12 protein-coding genes are annotated in these 17111 nt (G+C 68.3%); 4 read left to right on the forward strand and 8 right to left on the reverse strand.

Annotated elements, in window-relative coordinates:
• The 3 genes from A6W98_RS06675 to cydD form a co-directional block, all read right to left on the reverse strand.
• Nucleotides 1-1599: a cytochrome ubiquinol oxidase subunit I gene (locus A6W98_RS06675; RefSeq protein WP_042459456.1), complete on the reverse strand. Its 1599-nt coding sequence runs from the start codon at nt 1597-1599 to the stop codon at nt 1-3.
• Nucleotides 1600-1839: 240 nt separating this feature from the next.
• Nucleotides 1840-3507: an amino acid ABC transporter ATP-binding/permease protein gene (locus tag A6W98_RS06680; RefSeq protein WP_042459460.1), complete on the reverse strand. Its 1668-nt coding sequence runs from the start codon at nt 3505-3507 to the stop codon at nt 1840-1842.
• The gene (cydD, locus tag A6W98_RS06685) at nt 3504-5207 is read right to left on the reverse strand and encodes a thiol reductant ABC exporter subunit CydD (RefSeq protein WP_231098379.1); all 1704 of its coding nucleotides are present in this window, start codon (nt 5205-5207) and stop codon (nt 3504-3506) included. Before cydD ends, A6W98_RS06680 begins: the two co-directional genes overlap by 4 nt.
• 143 nt (nt 5208-5350) lie before the next feature.
• On the opposite strand from cydD, the gene A6W98_RS06690 reads away from it, so the two are divergent.
• The 3 genes from A6W98_RS06690 (at nt 5351) to A6W98_RS06700 (ending at nt 9065) form a co-directional block, all read left to right on the forward strand.
• On the forward strand, nt 5351-5788 hold the full coding sequence (locus A6W98_RS06690; protein ID WP_042459463.1) for an RrF2 family transcriptional regulator: 438 nt from the start codon (nt 5351-5353) through the stop codon (nt 5786-5788).
• Between the two features lie 76 nt (nt 5789-5864).
• The gene (locus tag A6W98_RS06695) at nt 5865-7175 is read left to right on the forward strand and encodes a glycerate kinase type-2 family protein (protein WP_042459467.1); all 1311 of its coding nucleotides are present in this window, start codon (nt 5865-5867) and stop codon (nt 7173-7175) included.
• 123 nt (nt 7176-7298) lie between these two features.
• A complete protein-coding gene (locus tag A6W98_RS06700) occupies nt 7299-9065 on the forward strand; it encodes a sugar phosphorylase (RefSeq protein WP_042459470.1) in 1767 nt (588 codons plus the stop codon).
• Nucleotides 9066-9124: 59 nt separating this feature from the next.
• Here the strand turns inward: A6W98_RS06700 and A6W98_RS06705 are convergent, their stop codons facing one another.
• Nucleotides 9125-10357 (reverse strand): glycosyltransferase family protein, encoded by a 1233-nt coding sequence (locus A6W98_RS06705; RefSeq protein ID WP_042459473.1) that lies wholly within the window; start codon nt 10355-10357, stop codon nt 9125-9127.
• 84 nt (nt 10358-10441) lie between these two features.
• Nucleotides 10442-11221 carry an HAD-IIB family hydrolase gene (locus A6W98_RS06710; protein WP_042459476.1) on the reverse strand — a complete coding sequence of 260 codons (780 nt, stop codon included), beginning with the start codon at nt 11219-11221 and terminating at the stop codon, nt 10442-10444.
• 217 nt (nt 11222-11438) lie between these two features.
• On the opposite strand from A6W98_RS06710, the gene A6W98_RS06715 reads away from it, so the two are divergent.
• Nucleotides 11439-12212 (forward strand): phosphoadenylyl-sulfate reductase, encoded by a 774-nt coding sequence (locus A6W98_RS06715; protein ID WP_168161818.1) that lies wholly within the window; start codon nt 11439-11441, stop codon nt 12210-12212.
• Nucleotides 12213-12842: 630 nt separating this feature from the next.
• Here the strand turns inward: A6W98_RS06715 and A6W98_RS06720 are convergent.
• From A6W98_RS06720 to A6W98_RS06730, 3 genes are all read right to left on the reverse strand, one after another.
• Nucleotides 12843-14303: a cobyric acid synthase gene (locus tag A6W98_RS06720; RefSeq protein ID WP_042459478.1), complete on the reverse strand. Its 1461-nt coding sequence runs from the start codon at nt 14301-14303 to the stop codon at nt 12843-12845.
• Nucleotides 14304-14392: 89 nt separating this feature from the next.
• Entirely contained in the window at nt 14393-15256 is an 864-nt protein-coding gene (locus A6W98_RS06725; RefSeq protein WP_042459480.1) for an ABC transporter substrate-binding protein, read from the reverse strand.
• Nucleotides 15231-17093 carry a TonB-dependent receptor plug domain-containing protein gene (locus tag A6W98_RS06730; RefSeq protein WP_042459483.1) on the reverse strand — a complete coding sequence of 621 codons (1863 nt, stop codon included), beginning with the start codon at nt 17091-17093 and terminating at the stop codon, nt 15231-15233. The genes A6W98_RS06725 and A6W98_RS06730 overlap by 26 nt, the downstream gene beginning before the upstream one ends.
• Nucleotides 17094-17111 lie beyond the last annotated feature (18 nt).

Here is a 17111-nt window from a genome sequence, read left to right on the forward strand (position 1 = left end):
TTACTCCGCCGGTTCGTAGCCACGGCCGCCGGTCAGGCGGTCGGTATGGCGCCGGGTCCAGTCGTCGGTTTCGGCGACGTCCATATAGGGACCCTTGAGGATGTATTTCCGCATCAGCCCGATCTCGATCACGAACAGGACCGAATAGAAGGTGACAAAGCCCGCCAGCGTCAGCGCGACCTGGGTCACGCTCAGATGGCTGACCGACAGCGCGGTCGGCAGCACCCCGTCCACCGTCCAGGGCTGGCGACCGAACTCGGCCACGAACCAGCCCATCTCGGCCGCGATCCAGGGCGTCGGAATCGCCACCACGGCGGCGCGCAGCGCCCAGCGCGGGAAGCGCATGCCGTAGAAATTGGCGCGGATGAAGAAGTAGAGCATCATCGCGATGAAGCCGAAGCCGAGGATGACCATCACCCGGAATGCCCAGAACAGCGGCAGCACCTCGGGCACCGTGTCCTGCGCGGCCTGCGCGATCTGCGCGTCGGTCGCCTGGCGCGGATCTTCCAGATAGCGCTTGAGCAGGAAGGCAAAGCCCAGATCGCCGCTATGCTCTTCGAACTGCGCGGCCAGCTCGGGCGTGGCGGTGCCCCGCTCGGCCCGGATCTGCATCAGCGCGTCATAGGCGATCAGACCGTTGCGGATACGCGCGTCGGCTTCGTCCACCAGCTGGTTGATGCCGGGCAGTTCCTCGGTCAGGGAGCGCGAGCCGATCAGGCCCATCACCACCGGCACCTTAAGCGCGAATTGGGTATCGCGGTCGGCCTGGTCGGGAATGCCGAAGAGGTTGAAGGGGGCAGGGGCCGCATGGGTCTCCCACATGCCTTCGATGGCGGCGAGTTTCATCTTCTGGGTATGGGTGGCGTTATAGCCCGACTCGTCGCCCAGCACGACCGCCGAGAGCGCGCCCGCAAGCCCGAAACTGGCCGCGACCGCGATCGAGCGGCGTGCCAGCTCGATATGGCGGCCCTTCAGCAGGTACCAGGCCGACACGCCCAGAACGAAGATCGCCGCCGTGACATAGCCCGCCGAGACGGTATGCACGAACTTGGCTTGGGCCACCTCGTTGAACATCACATCGAAGAACGAGGTCATCTCCATGCGCATGGTCATCGGGTTGAACTCGGCCCCGACGGGGTTCTGCATCCAGCCATTGGCGATCAGGATCCAGAGCGCCGAGAAGTTGGACCCGATCGCCACCAGCCAGGTCACCACGCAATGGCCCACCTTGGACAGCTTGCCCCAGCCGAAGAACATGAGCCCGACGAAGGTCGCCTCGAGGAAGAAGGCCATCAGCCCTTCGATTGCCAGCGGAGCGCCGAAGATATCGCCGACATAATGGCTGTAATAGCTCCAGTTCATCCCGAACTGGAACTCCATGGTGATGCCCGTCGCGACGCCCAGCACGAAGTTGATGCCGAACAGCGTGGCCCAGAATTTGGTCATCTGGCGCCAGACGGGGCGGTTGGTCATCACATAGACCGTCTCCATGATCGCCACGATGACCGACAGGCCAAGCGTGAGCGGTACGAAGAGGAAGTGATACATGGCTGTCATGGCAAACTGCAGCCTAGACAGCTCGACGATGTCGAGTTCCATTACTGGCCTCCTTTGGCCCTTCACTCTCAATTACGCAATATATCCGGATTCCATGGCATTGTGGCCAAAACGCGAGTCCGTAGTATTAGACGTGTTCCAGATATACCTTTGTATGCAATCGTGTGGCATGCCAATGCGGCATATCGGCAATGCGCATCGAAAGGGCTTGGATGGCGGGCCCGAGCTTGACCCTAACGGGACCTGAGTCGCCGCGACGCGCCTGCGCGCGCCGCACCGGGGTCAGGTCATGGCGATCAGCCGGTCGGCCCAGTCGCGTTCGGCCTTCCTGTGCGAGGCGGTCAGGATCGCGGCCTCGGGCAGGATCTCGCGGATCGCGCCCAGCACCCGGGTCGCGGTCGGCCGGTCGAGCCCCTCGGTCGGCTCATCGAGCAACAGCAGGCGCGGACGCCGCAGCAGCGCCCGGGCCAGCGCCAGTCGGCGCTGCTCGCCGCCCGAAAGCCCGGCCCCGTTCTCCTTGAGGGAGGCATGAAGCCCGCCGCGCGCCGCGACCGTCGAAGACAGCGCCACCGCCTCGATCAGCTCGAGCGCCTCGCGTTCGGTGAGACCGGGATCGGCCAGCGCCAGCATGTCGAAGAAGCTCTGGCCCAGAAGCATGCTGCGCTGAGGCAGATAGGCCATGCCGGCCCGCAGCCGGGTTTCGGACAGCGTCTCGATAGGGCAGCCCGCCAGCCGGATGCTGCCTGCCTCGGGCTGAATGAGGCCGGCGGCCAGCGCCAGAACGGTGCTCTTGCCGCTGCCCGAGGCGCCGGTCAGCGCAATGCAGGCCCCGGGATCGAGCCGGAGCGAGAAGTCTTTCAGAACCGGAGCCTCGGCGCCGGGATGGCGATAGGCGATGCCGGTCATCTCGAGAGCCGGGGCGCCCTCTGCGGCGACGGCCGGGGAGGCATGTTCGGCGGCCTGCGCGGGCGTGCCGTCCTCCTCGGGCAGAAGCCGGGTCACGCGCCGGGCGGCGTCGAGCATGCGGCCAAGCTCGGCCAGCGCGCGGCGCAGCGGCTGCACCGTCTCCGACAGCGCCAGCGCCACGAAGAAGCCCAGCGCCGCCTGCGCGGGCGTGATTGCGCCCCGCGCCACCAGCACCCCGCCCAGCGCCAGCGCGGTGCCCGTGGCCAGGGTCGTGGTCAGCGACAGCGCAAGGCCCGCGCGCCGTTCCAGCCGGTCGATGGCGCCCAGATTGTCGCGCATCCGGGCCTCGGCCAGCTGCACCGCCTCGGTCTGTTCGGGCAGGCGGCCATAGACCACCAGATCGTCGCGGGCGCGCAACAGGTCGATCAGCCGGATGCGGAAGGCCTGCAGCGCCTTCTCGGCCCGGCGCGAGGGCGCAAGCGCATGGCGCCCCGCCCCGATCAGCACCAGCCCGCAGCCCAGCGTGAAGCTCGCGAAGATCCAGATCGCCAGCGTAAAATCGGTCATCCACCACAGCAGCGGGAAGACGGCGACATAGAGGATGACCCCGGTTACCGCCGGAATGAACAGCCGCAGCACCACCCCGTCAAGCGCGTCGACATCGGCCACCAGCCGGTTCATGGTCTCGGCGCCCCTCAGCCGCGACAGGGTCTGGAACGGCAGCGCCAGAACGCCCCGCAGCAGCGCCACGCGGATGTCGGTCAGGGCCTTCAGGGTCGCGTCATGGGTCAGCAGCCGCTCGCCATAGCGCGCGGCGGTCCGGCCAAGCGCCAGAAAGCGCACGGCAGCCGAAGGCTGGAACACGTTGAAGGCGATGCCGATGCCTGCAAGGCCGGCCGCGGCGGCGGCGGTGATGAACCAGCCCGCCAGCCCCAGAAGCGCCACCCCCATCGCCACCACGATCACTGCCAGCGCGGTGCCCCGGATCAGCGGGCCGCGCTGGGCCTGCCAGGTCAGGCGCAGGATCTGCAGGATGTCCTTCATGCCGCATGCTCCGGTTTGATGGCGATCTGGCGGTCCATCCGGGCCGCGAGCGCCGGGTCATGGGTCGCCACGATCAGCGCGACGCCGCCTTGCGCCAGCCCTAGCAGCCCCTCGGTGACCAGCGTCGCGGTTTCCTCGTCAAGATCGGCGGTCGGCTCGTCGGCCAGCAGCAGGTCGGGATGGGCATGCGCCGCGCGGGCCACGATCAGCCGCCGCGCCTCGCCGCCCGAGACGCCGACCCCGGTCTCGCCGAGCCGGGTGTTCAGTCCGCGCGGCAGCTGCGCCACCACGCCATCGGCGGCGGCAAGCTTCAATGCCCGGTCGAGCGGCAGCTCGCGCCCGGGCCGCAATGCCAGCGTCAGGTTCTTCCTCAGCGAGCCCGAAACGAAGCGCGGCTGCTGCGGCAGCCAGCCCAGCCGGGCGCGCCAGGCATCGGCGGTCTCGGGCGACAGCACGGTCCCGCCGATCCGGATCTCGCCCTCGGCCGGAACCGCCATGCCTGCAAGCAGCCGCAGCAGCGAGGACTTGCCGATGCCCGACGGGCCGGTGATCGCCAGCGTCTCGCCGGGGTGAAGGTCGAAATCGGGGAACCGGATCAGCCGTCCGCCCGGCGGGCGGTAGGCAAGCCCCCGTACCGACAGCGCCTCGGTGGTCTCGAGCGGTGCGGCCGCCGCGCCGAGCCCGAGGAAGGTGGTCTCGTCCCGGGCCTCGAGTTCGGCCAGCTCGCGCGCCACGGCATTGGCGTCCGCCTTGTCGTGCCAGGCGGCCGCGAGGTCGCGGAGCGGCTGGAAATAGTCGGGCGCGAGCAGCAGCAGGAAGATCCCCTCGGTGGCGGTCAGGGGCGTGCCCCAGGTTCCGAAGTTCAGCTCGCCCAGCAGCGAGAAGCCGACATAGACCGCGACCATGGCGATGCCGATGGCCGAGAACAGCTCAAGTACCGTCGAGGACAGGAAGGCCACCCGCAGCACCTCCATGGTGCGCCCGCGCAGCCGGTCCGCGGCCGAGCGGAAGCTCTCGACCGTGCGCTCGGTCGCATCGAGCAGGCGGATGTCGACCAGCGCCGTCAGCCGTTCGAGCAGCAGCACGTTCATGTTCGACAGCTCTTCCATCTGCCGCTCGCTGGCCTTCTTGGCGGCGATGCCGACCAGCGCCATGAAGATCGGGATCAGCGGGCCCGCGAACAGAAGCACAAGCCCGATCGCCCAGGAGAAGTAGAAGGCGACGCCGAGGATCACCAGGGGCACGAAGGTCGAGCGGCGCTTGGCCGGGGCATAGCGGGTGAGGAAGGGGCTGAGCGCGGCCAGCTTCTCGGCCGCCAGCGTCGCGGTCACCGCCGCCGGCGGGCGGGCCGGGTCGTCGGTCGCACGCCGCGATTCCCGGGTGACCAGCCGGGCGCGTTCCAGCGCCAGGACGATATCGGCGGCCCGGAACGACAGCGCGCCCGCGCGGTGGTCGAGCAGCGCGCGGCCCAGGCCCACCGCCACGAAGACCAGGGCAAAGGCCCAGGTCGGTCCCCAGGCGGTGTCGGGCTGAAGCATCTGGCCAAGTGCCAGCGCCACCGCCGCCGCCTGGATCAGCCACAGCAGAGAGGCGGCCGTCGCCATCGCACCGGCCCGCTCCAGCAGGCTCATGACTGGCGCCGTCATCTGGGAAAGCCGCTTCGCGGCCGGATCGTCCTTCTTCGCGCGTTTACGGCTCAAGTCCTGCCCCGTCACCCGTTTCTGAACCCGCCCCGCGTCCGGGATCGGCGAAGGGCTTGCGTGATCTTTAACAGGCTCTATTTTTGTTAGAACCCGTATGTGAGATAGATCATTATCCGTCACAACTGGAAAAGAGAACCCCGATGCGGCTGACCACCCGGACGAACATCGCGATGCGGGCGCTCATGTATTGCGCTGTCAATGGGGGCCGGACGGTCCGCAAGTCGGATATCGCGGGCGCCTGCAATACCTCGGAAAACCACATGGCCCAGGTCATCAACACATTGGCGCATCACGGTCTGGTGAAGACGACACGGGGCCGGAACGGCGGCCTGACCCTCAAGCGCACGCCCGAGGACATCACCGTGGGCGAGGTTTTCCGGCATCTCGAATCAGGTGTGCCCTTCGCAGAATGTTTCGATCCGGCGACCAATACCTGCCCGATCTCGTGCTGTTGCCTGCTGAAGGGTGCGTTGCAGCGGGCGCTGGCCGAATTCTACGCCACGCTCGACGGCATCACCCTGGCCGACCTGGTCGTTGGCAACCGCGATCTCGAAGAGGCGCTGGCGCTCGCCTCCTGAGCGGGTGCCGCATGCCGTTGGGCGCCGCCGCCAGCCTGCTCTTGCCAAGGGCGGTGCTTGCCCCATCATTTCCGGCATGACCCTGCAAGCACCTGCCCCGCCTTCCGCCCCCCTTGCCGCCTCTCCGGCTGACCCCCCGGCTTTCCTCCGCGCTCTTTTCGAGACCGCGGTCGCGGCCGCCGACCCGATGCGGACGGTCGCACCCGCATTGCCGCCACGGCCCGCCGGTCGCGTGGTCGTGATCGGCGCCGGCAAGGCTTCGGCGCGGATGGCCGAGGCGGTCGAGGCGGCCTGGGGCCCCTGCGAGGGGCTGGTGATCACCCGGTACGGCCATGCCCGGCCCTGCGCCGGCGTCGAGATCGTCGAGGCCGCGCATCCGGTGCCCGATGCCGCGGGCGAGGTCGCCACGCGCCGCGTGATGCGCCTGCTCGAGGGGCTGAGTGCCGAGGATCTGGTGCTGGCGCTGATCTCGGGCGGCGGGTCCTCCCTGCTGGTGCAGCCCGCCGGGCAGATCACGCTGGAGGAAAAGCGGCTGGTGACCTCGGGTCTCTTGGCGTCGGGCGCGCCCATCGGCGAGATGAACGGCATTCGCAAGGAGCTGTCGGCGGTCAAGGGTGGACGGCTGGCCGCCGCGGCCTTTCCGGCGCGGGTGCTGGCGCTGCTGATCTCGGACGTGCCGGGCGACGCGCCTTCCGATATCGCCAGCGGCCCGACCGTCGGCCATCGCGGCGATGCGGCCCGGGCGCTGGCGGCGCTGGCGCGCTGGGGCGTGGTGCCGCCGCCTTCGGTGCAGAGCTTTCTCGAGGCCGGCGGCGATCCGGTCCGCCCCGACGATCCGCGCCTTGCCCGGGTCGAGAATGTGGTGATCGCGGCGCCCGCCCGCTCGCTCGAGGCAGCGGCCGAGGCCGCGCGCGGCGCGGGCTGCGCGGTCGAGATCCTGGGCGATGCGCTGGAGGGCGAGGCGCGCGATCTGGCCGCCTCCCATGCCGATCTGGCGCGCGCGCGGCAGGCGGCGATGGCACCGGGCGATCCGCCGCTGCTTCTGCTGTCGGGCGGCGAATGCACGGTGACGCGACGGGGCGACGGGGTCGGCGGGCCCAATGCCGAATATGCGCTGGCCCTGGCGGTCGCGCTTGACGGCGCGGAGGGGATCGACGCCATCGCCTGCGACACCGACGGGGTCGATGGCGCGGCCGAGGTCGCGGGCGCGGTGATCGGGCCGGCCACGCTGGCCGAGGCCGGACGGTTGGGCAGCGACCCGGCCCGGGCGCTTTCCACCAATGACAGCCACGGTTTCTTCGCGGCGCTGGGCGCGCAGGTGGTGCCCGGCCCGACCCTGACCAATGTGAACGACTTCCGCGCCATCCTGATCCGGCCGCAGCCATGAGCCGCGCCCAAATTCCGGGCATCGGCCGGGCGCCCGGGCGGCGTGCCCCCGGATTTCGGGCGCGGCGCCTTGCCAGCCCGGCCCCGGCGGGCAAGAAATGAGGTCGGAAAACGCTTGGGCACAATGACAGACACGACGCAGACCCTGCGCATCAAGCTGGCCGGACTGGTCGGCCAGATCTACCCGGATCAGGACCGCGAGCTTCTGATCGACCGGATCGTCGAGGCATTCTGGCCCGACGGAACGCGGCCCCGCCGTCGCGCCCGGATGCCGTCGAACCGGCTGTGGTCCTGCGAGGACTCGATGGTCATCACCTATGGCAACAGCTTCACCGATGGCCAGCACAAGCCGCTCGACCTGCTGAACGACTTCCTGCACCGCCATCTCGCGGGCACGGTCGGGGGCGTGCATATCCTGCCCTTCTTTCCCTTCACCTCGGATGACGGCTTCGCGGTCACCGATTACCGCATGGTCAATTCCAATCTCGGCGATTGGGAGGATATCCGGCGCATCGCGGGCAGCTTCCGGGTGATGTCGGACCTCGTGCTGAACCATGTGTCCAGCCAGTCGCACTGGTTCAGCGAATACCGGCAGGGCCATCCGCCCTATGACCGCTTCTTCTTCGAGGCCTCGCCCGAGGACGATCTGGCCCCGGTGGTCCGTCCGCGGACCAGTCCGCTTTTGCGCGAGGTCGAGACCGCGAACGGGCCGCGCCATGTCTGGTGCACCTTCAGTCACGATCAGGTCGATCTCGATTTCCGCAATCCCGAGGTGCTGCTGGAATTCCTGCGGATCATGCGGCTGCATGTCGAGAACGGGGTGCGGATCGTCCGGCTCGACGCCGTCGCTTTCCTGTGGAAAGAGCCCGGCACGCCCTCGATCCACATGCCCGAGACTCATGCCATCGTCCAGCTGATGCGGGTCCTGTGCGATTTCGCGGTCGAGCCGATCGTGCTGCTGACCGAGACCAACGTGCCGAACCACGAGAATCTCAGCTATTTCGGCAACCGGAACGAGGCACATGCGGTCTACAACTTCTCGCTGCCGCCGCTGGTTCTGCATGCGCTGCTGTCGGGCACGGCCGAATACCTGCATCGCTGGCAGGCGACGATGCCGCCCGCGCAGCTGGGCTGTGCCTATCTGAACTTCACCGCCTCCCATGACGGGATCGGCATGCGCCCGGTCGAGGGGCTGCTGCCCGAAGAACAGATCGGCGACATCATCGGCGCGGTCCGGTCCTTCGGAGGCGAGGTCTCGATGCGCTCGACCGTCGGCGGCGGCGAAACGGCCTATGAGCTGAACATCACCTGGTTCGACGCGATGAAGGGCACCTTGGCGGGCGAGGATGGCTGGCAGGTCGAGCGGTTCCTCTGCTCGCAGAGCATCGTCATGGCGCTGGAGGGCTTCCCGGCCTTCTACGTGCATTCGCTGCTGGCGACGCCCAACGATCATGCCGGGGTCGAGAAGACCGGCATCAAGCGGGCGATCAACCGCCACCGCTGGGACTATCCGGCGCTGCTGGCGCTTCTGGAAAACCCCGAAAGCATGCAGGCGCTGGTTCTGCGCCAGATGAAGCGCCGGATCGGCATCCGCCGTCGCCAGCCCGCCTTCCACCCGAACGCGACCCAGTTCACCCTGCATCTCGAGCGCCGCCTGTTCGGGCTCTGGCGCCAGAGCCTCGACCGCGACCAGTCGATCTTCGCGCTGCACAATGTCAGCGCCGAGGAGCTGTCGGTCTCGCCGCTGTCGATCAACCTGATCGGCGGCGAGGACTGGGTCGACCTGCTCTCGGGCGAGCGGATCTCGCCCCAGGGCACCGACATTCCCTTCGCGCCTTATCAGTGCCGCTGGATCTCGAACCGCGATGGCGCCGGTCGGGAACCGGGCTAGGCCGACCGATTGCCTTTGGCGGGTCACTGCCCGTGGCGATCGCCCCGGGCGCGGGCAGCTTACTTCGTCGCAGACCGGTAATCGGTGCCATCCGCCGCCACTGCCGCCCTCATGTCGTCCATCAGCGTCGGGTCGGCCGAATTCACGCGGTTCCAGGTGGGGATGAAGGGGGTCTCGGCCGGGTTGTCCAGGAAGACCTGCCCGGCCTCGGTGATGTTCTGGGCGAAAAGCTCGATGATGTTTTCCTCGGCATGCCGGTCGAGGCTCAGCCCGTTCATCCGCGCGTCGTTGTAATAGCAGTCCAGAAGGTCCAGCGCCTCGCGGTAATAGGTGGCCTTCAGCGTGCGGAAGATCTCTTCGGAAAACACCGTGCCGTCGGCCGCCAGCTTGCGGAAGATCGACTTGCAGATATCGACCGACATCCGCGACAGGCCCTTGCTGGCATCTTCCTGCGACACCGGCTGGTGCTTGTGGTCATAGGCGTCCGAGATCTCGACCTGACAGACCGAGCGCGGCGCGAGGTTGCGCCAGGCCTCGGACAGCACGCCGATTTCCAGCCCCCAGTCCGAGGGAATGCGCAGGTCGGGCAGGGTCGCGGTCCTGAGCGCGAATTCGCCCGACAGCGGGTAGCGGAAGGACCTGAGATAGTCGAGATAATCGCGGTCGCCGATGGTCTTCTTCAGGGCCAGCAGGATCGGGCTGACCAGCAGGCGGCTGACCCGGCCGTTCAGCTTGTTCGCGCCGATCCGCGGATAAAAGCCCTTGGCCAGCTGATAGGGGAAATTGGGGTTCGCCACCGGATAGACCAGCCGCGCCAGCATCTCGCGCGAATAGGTGACGATGTCGCAATCGTGCAGCGCCATCACCGAGCTGTCCTTGCAGGCCATGAGATAGCCCATGCAGAACCAGACATTGCGGCCCTTGCCGGGGTCGCCCGGCTGCAGGTTATGCGTCTCCAGACGGGCATGGATCGCCTGCATCCGCGGGCTGTCCTGCCAGATCACCACATGGTTCTGCGGCAGCCGGTCGAAGAATTGCAGCGCATGGGCGAATTGCGCCTCGTCGGCCTGGTCGAGCCCGATCACGATCCGGTGCAGGAACGGCACCTCGGCCAGCTCGTCGAGGATCCTTGGCAGCGCGTCGCCTTCCAGTTCGGAAAACAGCGAGGGCAGGATCAGGCTGATCTTGCGGGTCTGGGCGAAGGTGGCGAGTTCACGCACCAGAAGCTCGGCCGGGGCAGAGCGCAGATTGTGCAGGGTGGCGACATTGCCGTTCTGGTGAAAATCGGCCATTTGCGCGGCTCCTTGCCGGGGCATCTTGCCCTGAAAACGGACAGTAGGCCCGGGAGGCCCGGGCCGGGAAAAAATGCGGGACGCTCAGATCCCGAAATCAGAGATAACCTGCCTCAGAGCAAGGTTCCAACCTTTCGGACCGGCTGCGGCGATCCGCTGGATCCGTCCCGTCTCTTCGCCGTCCAGCGGCGGCATCGGCCTGCGGTGCGGATTGGCGATGATGAAGCCCTGATCGGCCTGTTCCAGCATCTCGCGGTCATTCGGCGCATCGCCCAGCGCCACGACGAAAGGCGTGCTGTAGCGCGCCGCGATCTCGGCCATCTGCCCGGCCTTGCTGGCCCCGAAGGACAGCGTCAGAAACCGTCCGCCCTCGCGGCCGCTGATCCCCTGCGCCTGCAACGCGGCCAGGAACCCGGCCTTTTCGGCCTCGCTGCCCGACCAGATGCCGGGTTCGGAATAGAGCCTCTGCGCGGCCAGCGCGGCGGCCTCGGGGGCAAGCCCGGTGACTTCGGCGATCCAGTCCGCGCCGCCATCGCCGAAGCCCCTGAAGCGGCTTCGGAGCGGGGCGGGCACCTGGCTGAGCGCGGTGCGAAGCGCGCGGTAGCGACCGCCGGTCCGGGGCGCTTCGGCGCCCGGTTCGAGACGGCCCGCGCCGTTCTCGACAATCGCCGGATGCGCCGAAAGCCCCAGCTCGGCCCGGAGCGGCGCGATTTCGGCGGCGGTCTTCGATGAGGCGAGGATCACTGGCACCCCGGCTGCGCGCAGCGCCGTCAGGGCCGGGGCGGCCTCTGCATGGGAATAGGTCTCGTGGTCCAGAAGCGTGCCGTCGAGGTCGGTGAAGATCAGCAGGGCTGGGCGGGGCATCGGCATCCTCTGGTCGGCGGGTCGGGCTCGGGATACGCCGCCCGGCGGCGCTTGGCCAGTGCGGCGATCTTCTGCCCGCAAATGTGACAGGCGCATGTCAGGGCGTTGCGGAAAGTCCCGCCGTGGCGGCAACGGATCGCCGGTCGCCCCGGTCCGGGTTTTCCCGGCCGAACGCGAATGCTAGGGCGGAAAGATCGCCGCAGGAGGGAATGTTCCGATGTCCGATCCCGTTTCTGACGCGTCTTCCGACCCCGGCAGCTCATGGCCGCCGGGCGGCACGGACCGCGTCCTCGAGGCGCTGCAGGCCGATCACATGCCCGATCTCGGCCATGTCGACATGGTGGGGCTCCTGCACGATCCGCGGCTCGGAACGCGCGCGCTGGTCTCGTCCTTCGGCACCGAAAGCGCGGTCTTGCTGCATCATGTCACCCGGATCCTGCCGCGGATCGAGGTGCTCTTCATCGATACCGGACGGCATTTCGACGAGACGCTGGCCTATCGCGACCGGCTGGTCCGTCTGCTCGACCTCAATCTGGTCGAGGTCCGGCCCGATCCTGCCGCCATCGCGGCCGAGGATCCCGATCACCGGCTGGCGGAGCGCGATCCGAACATGTGCTGCCTGCTGCGCAAGACCTTTCCGCTGGCGGATGCGCTGGCGGGGGTCGACACCTGGATCTCGGGGCGCAAGCGCTACCAGGGCGCGACCCGCGCGGCCCTGCCCGCGATCGAGCGCGACGGGACGCATCTCAAGGTCAATCCGCTGGCTTTCTGGAGCCGCGCCGATCTCGAGGCCTATTTCGCCGCCCATGATCTGCCGCGCCATCCGCTGGAGGGCCGGGGGTTCCGGTCGGTCGGCTGCGCGCCCTGCACCCGTCCGGTCCGGCCGGGCGAGGATGCGCGGGCCGGGCGCTGGGCCGACAATCCCGACAAGACCGAATGCGGCATCCATCTCGGCCCGGACGGGCGGTTCGTGCGGCGCCGTTCGGGCTGAGGCACGGGCGCGTGCGGCTGCGCTGCCCGGTGCGCCGCGCGATCTGTCGGCCAGTCGGAGGCCTGAGCGATTCAGCGGCCGGATCGTGGTCCAGACGTGCCCCGACATGGCCGCCAAATGGCCGGGGCGGCTGTCGTCGCTTGCATTGGCGCCGGTAGCACGCCTGCGGCGAGGTATCCGGATGGATATGCTGAACCGCCGGATCGGTGCGCATAGCTCTGACCTGACCGCTGGCTATAAGCCCTCCCTAAGCCTGCACGCTGATCCGGTCGGCAATCCGGTAGATGGCCTCCATGTCATGCTTGACCATAAGGCTCGCACGCCGCGTGCTTCGGATGCCCGAGGCGTGGGGTCATCTCTCGGGCGTCCTCCGGTCCCATCGCGACCACCGGCGCGTCCAGCACGAAGGCGCAGTGCGATTGAGTTGGTGCCAGATCGAGCGGCTGCGCGGCCTGCGCCAGATCGCCGGTGGACAGCCGGCATCGCCCGTCAAGCCCGGCACAGGTGATTAGTCTCCCACGGGACCAGAGCCGGGGGGGCGCTTTATTGCCGGCGGTCGTGCCGCGACAAGCCGGGATCTCCGCCTTGACACTGAAAGTGGGGCGCGGGCTGGCGCGGTTGCCCTTGGGATCAGGATGCGGGGAGCTCTCCGGCGAGGGCGAAAAGCGCGTCGATATCGAGATGGGTTTCAAGATGGAGGGCCAGCGCGTCGAGCGTGGCCTCGACCTTGGCGTCATAGCCCTCGGGGCCGGTCTCGGCGCCCAGCCGCCCGAGCCAGGCGCGGCGGAAGCCATCCTCGGAAAACAGCCCGTGCAGATAGCTGCCCGCGACCCGCCCGTCGGCCGAGATCGCGCCCTCGGGGCGGTCGCCGATATGGGCGAAGGGCCGCGCGCGGTCGGGCCCGTCGGTCGCGCCGATATGGATCTCGTAGCCCGAAAACGCGGCGCCGGTCGCGGCATGGCTGGCCTCGATCCGGGTCAGGGTCTTGTCGGCATGCATCACCGTCTCGACATCGAGCAGGCCAAGACCCTCGGTCACGCCCGGCGGGCCTTCGAGCCCCTCCGGATCGGCGATGCGGCGGCCGAGCATCTGGTAGCCGCCGCAGAGCCCCAGCACCCGCCCGCCGCGGCGCAGATGCGCGGCAAGGTCGATGTCCCAGCCCTGATCGCGCAGGAAGGCCAGATCGCCCCGGGTCGACTTGGTGCCGGGCAGGATCACCAGATCGGCATCGCCGGGCAGTGCGCGGCCCGGCGGCACCATGGTCAGCCGGATGCCGGGTTCCAGCTTGAGCGGGTCGAGATCGTCGAAATTGGCGATCCGCGAGAGCATCGGGCAGACGACGTGATAGCTGCCCCGGCCGGTGCCGCCCAGATCGACCGCATCCTCGGCCGGCAGGCGGCAGGCCTCGGGAAACCACGGGATGACGCCGAAGCCGGGCCAGCCGGTGCGGGCCTCGATCAGCCGGTAGCCGTCGTCGAAAAGCCGGGGATCGCCGCGGAACTTGTTGATGGCAAAGCCCCGGACCATGGCCAGATCGCCGGGATCGAGCACTGCCTGCGTGCCGACGATCTGGGCGATCACGCCGCCCCGGTCGATATCGCCGATCAGCACCACCGGCACCTCTGCCGCGCGGGCAAAGCCCATATTGGCGATGTCGCCCGCACGCAGGTTGACCTCGGCCGGGCTGCCCGCGCCCTCGACGATGATCAGATCGCGTCCGGTGGCCAGCCGGTGGAAGCTTTCCAGTACCGGGGCCATCAGCTTCGGCTTTTCGGCGGCGAAGGCGCGGGCGCGGAGCGCGCCCCGGGCGCGGCCCTGCACCACCACCTGCGCGCCGGTATCGGTTTCGGGTTTCAGGAGGATCGGGTTCATGTCGGTCAGCGGCTCGAGCCCCGCGGCCCTTGCCTGCAGCGCCTGGGCCCGGCCGATCTCACCGCCATCGGCGGTGACTGCGGCATTGTTCGACATGTTTTGCGGCTTGAAGGGCGCGACCGACAGCCCGCGCCGAAGCGCCGCGCGGCAGAGCCCGGCTACCAGAAGCGACTTGCCGACATTCGAGCCTGTGCCCTGCAGCATGAGTGCGCGTGTCATCGGTGGGGCTCCTGTCGCGACCGGACGCCGGTTGCAGGCGTCGCGTCATGGGTATTTGGCCCAAGAAGAAGCTGCAAGCGTATCGGGGCTCAGTCGGGCGCGGTGGCGGCGCCCGCGTCCCGGCGGCGGGTCATCTCGGCCAGGGCCCGGAGCGCATAGGGGGTGCCGCAGACCCAGTCGGGGCCGGAAAAGGCGGGGGCCGCCGCCGCGGGCAGGGCGCGGAGCGCGGGATGGGCCAGGATCTCCTCGGCGCGCGAGGTTTTCGGATAGGGGCGGGAGAGGATCAGCAGCTCGGGATCGGCCATCACCAGTTCCTCGAGCGCGAGATCGAAGCCGCCATGGCGCCCTTGGGCGGCCTGGTCGGTGCGGGCGAGATTGGCAAAGCCCGCACGGGTGAGGATGTCGTCCGCAAGCGTGCCCTCGCCCTGGGTGTAGCCGTTGGCATAGAAGAAGGCGGCCAGCGGCCGGGGCGGGCCGCTCTGCGACAGCCGGGCGAGGTCCTGTTCGAAGGCGCGGGCCAGGGCTTCGGCCCGGGCCTCGCGGCCCAAAAGCCTGCCGGTCTGGCGCAGCCGGTCGGTCACCTCGTCGAGCCGTGTCGTCAGGCCGATCCGCGCCACCCGGATGCCGAGGCGCTCGAGCATGGCGAGGGTTGCCGGGTTCGAATAGGTGCCGGCCAGCACCAGATCGGGGCGCATCAGGAAGATTTCCTCGGCGCCGCCGGTATTGGCGGGATAGGCGCGGGCGGCCTCGGCCATGGCAGAGTTCATCGGGTTGGCGGCCAGGTCGCTGACCGAGACCAGCTGGCCCGGGCGCGCGACCAGCATGGCAAGCTGGTCGGTGCAGAGATTCATCGACACCACCCGCCCGGGCGGGTCGGCCAGCGCCGCGGTCCCGGCAAGGGCCAGGGCCGCGGCGAGGCGGATCGCGCTAGAAGGAGGCACGCAGGCCCACATAAAGCGCGCGGCCGGAGGTGTTGTAGTGATAGGCGCCGGTGTAATCGAGCGCGGTGTAGAAATCTTCGTTGAAGAGGTTCTCGATCCGGGCATAGAGCTCGGCGCCGCTGTCGAGGGTGTAGGAGATCCGGGCGGTGCCCAGGCCTGCGTCGGGCAGGGCGCCACCTGGGTCGAGGCGGTCGGCGAGGTATTGATAGGAAAGATCGGTCGTGATCCGCGGCGACAGCTCGGAACTGAGCCCGAGACCCAGGTCGTGACGCGGCACGCGCAGGAGGCGGTCGCCCTTCCAGCGCGCGTCTGTATAGGTGTATGCGCCATAGATCGCGGTGGCAGGTGTCAGCTCGAAGCGGCCTGACAGTTCGAACCCTTGGCTGCGCGTGGTGCCGTCGAGATTGTCGTAACAGCCGTAGGCCGAGGTGCAGATCCCCGTGGGGGGGGTGGGGTTCCAGTCGATCTTGTCCTCGATCTCGGTGAAGAAGGCGGTGGCCTTCAGGAAACCTTCGCCCGAGAGCCTTTTTTCAAGCCCGATATCGAAGCTCGTGCCGGTTTCGGGGCTCAGGCCCCGGTTCCCGACCGTGTCGCCCTCGGAAGTGCCGTAAAGCTCGTAAAGCGAAGGAACACGGTAGCCGGTGCCAAGCGAGGTACGGAAGATCAGGTCGGGCCCGATCCGCCAGGCCAGCGCGGCGCGGCCGGTCATCTGTTCGTCGAAGCTGGAAAAATCATCGTAGCGCAGCGACAGCGATAGGTCGATCGCGTCGGTTGCCGCCTGTCGGAGTTCGGCAAAGGCGGCGCGGGATATCTCGGTATCGGTGCTTCCGCTCTGAATGGCCTTGTCCTGCTTCCAGTCGGCGCCGAAGGACAGGTCGGTCCGGTCGCCCAGAGTGGTCGATCCGAGATAGCCGATTGTCCTGCTGCTGCCGTCCCAATGACTCGTCCCGAACGATCCATGATCGGTGCGTTCGGTCTGGGTCCTGGCCAGAGACAGCTCGTTCTCGACCGAGCCGAGGACGAAATGGGCATAGGCCCGCAGGCCCCTGCGCGTAGTGTCGCTCCTGATCGCAGGGTCGGTCCCGGTCGGGGTCGGGTCGTAATCGGCCGTCCCGTCGGAATAAAGCCCCGAGATGCCCAGGCGCAGGCTGTCGGTCAGGTCATAGGCCGCGTTCAGCGTGATGACGTCCTCGTCATAGCCGTCGGGTTCGTCATTGCCCGACAAGGTCGAGAAGCCGTCCGTCTGCACGCGGGAGAGGGTGGCCGAGATTTCGCCGTGTTCGCTCATATGACCGAAGCTGAGCTTGCCCGAATAGGTGCCATAGGTGCCGGCTTCGACCGAAGCCTGACCCGAGGTGCCGAGGGTCGTCGGTCGCCATGTCGTGATGTCGACGACGCCCGCAATGGCGTTCGAACCGTAAAGCGCCGATTGCGCGCCCTTCAGCACCTCGATGCGGTCCGCAAGGCCGGAAGAGAGCGTGCCGAAATTCAGCGAGGGCGGAAGGTTGGTCGGGTCGGTGAAATCCATGCCGTTTATACGGGTCGCGATATAGCCGCTGTCGAGCCCTCGGATGCGCAATGTGCCGGTCTGCCCGAGCCCGCCATTCTGAGAGAACGACACGCCCGGCAGGGTGGCGAGGGTCTCGCCCAGATTCTGCCCGCCCGCCGCGATCTGGTCCCGGTCGAGGGTCTCGACCGTCGCGCCGGTTCGGTTGGTGGCGACGGGGGTGAGGCTGGCGCTGGCGGTGATCTCGTCGAGAAGGAGGCTGTCGTCGAGATCCTCGGCGAGGGCATGGAGGGGCGCGAGGGTGGCAAGGCCGAGCCCGAGGCAGAAGCTGGATCTGGTCATGTCCGTTCCGGTCTGTCG

This window comes from Rhodovulum sulfidophilum DSM 1374 (genome assembly GCF_001633165.1).
Taxonomy (GTDB): Bacteria; Pseudomonadota; Alphaproteobacteria; order Rhodobacterales; family Rhodobacteraceae; genus Rhodovulum; species Rhodovulum sulfidophilum.

Excerpts from the sequence above, each read along its gene's own strand:
- A6W98_RS06720 (WP_042459478.1), bottom strand. The coding sequence starts at position 14,303 with ATGACACGCGCACTCATGCTGCAGGGCACAGGCTCGAATGTCGGCAAG.
- A6W98_RS06705 (WP_042459473.1), bottom strand. The coding sequence starts at position 10,357 with ATGGCCGATTTTCACCAGAACGGCAATGTCGCCACCCTGCACAATCTG.
- A6W98_RS06710 (WP_042459476.1), bottom strand. The coding sequence starts at position 11,221 with ATGCCCCGCCCAGCCCTGCTGATCTTCACCGACCTCGACGGCACGCTT.
- A6W98_RS06715 (WP_168161818.1), top strand. The coding sequence starts at position 11,439 with ATGTCCGATCCCGTTTCTGACGCGTCTTCCGACCCCGGCAGCTCATGG.
- A6W98_RS06695 (WP_042459467.1), top strand. The coding sequence starts at position 5,865 with ATGACCCTGCAAGCACCTGCCCCGCCTTCCGCCCCCCTTGCCGCCTCT.
- A6W98_RS06675 (WP_042459456.1), bottom strand. The coding sequence starts at position 1,599 with ATGGAACTCGACATCGTCGAGCTGTCTAGGCTGCAGTTTGCCATGACA.
- A6W98_RS06690 (WP_042459463.1), top strand. The coding sequence starts at position 5,351 with ATGCGGCTGACCACCCGGACGAACATCGCGATGCGGGCGCTCATGTAT.
- A6W98_RS06700 (WP_042459470.1), top strand. The coding sequence starts at position 7,299 with ATGACAGACACGACGCAGACCCTGCGCATCAAGCTGGCCGGACTGGTC.
- A6W98_RS06680 (WP_042459460.1), bottom strand. The coding sequence starts at position 3,507 with ATGAAGGACATCCTGCAGATCCTGCGCCTGACCTGGCAGGCCCAGCGC.
- A6W98_RS06730 (WP_042459483.1), bottom strand. The coding sequence starts at position 17,093 with ATGACCAGATCCAGCTTCTGCCTCGGGCTCGGCCTTGCCACCCTCGCG.
- A6W98_RS06725 (WP_042459480.1), bottom strand. The coding sequence starts at position 15,256 with ATGTGGGCCTGCGTGCCTCCTTCTAGCGCGATCCGCCTCGCCGCGGCC.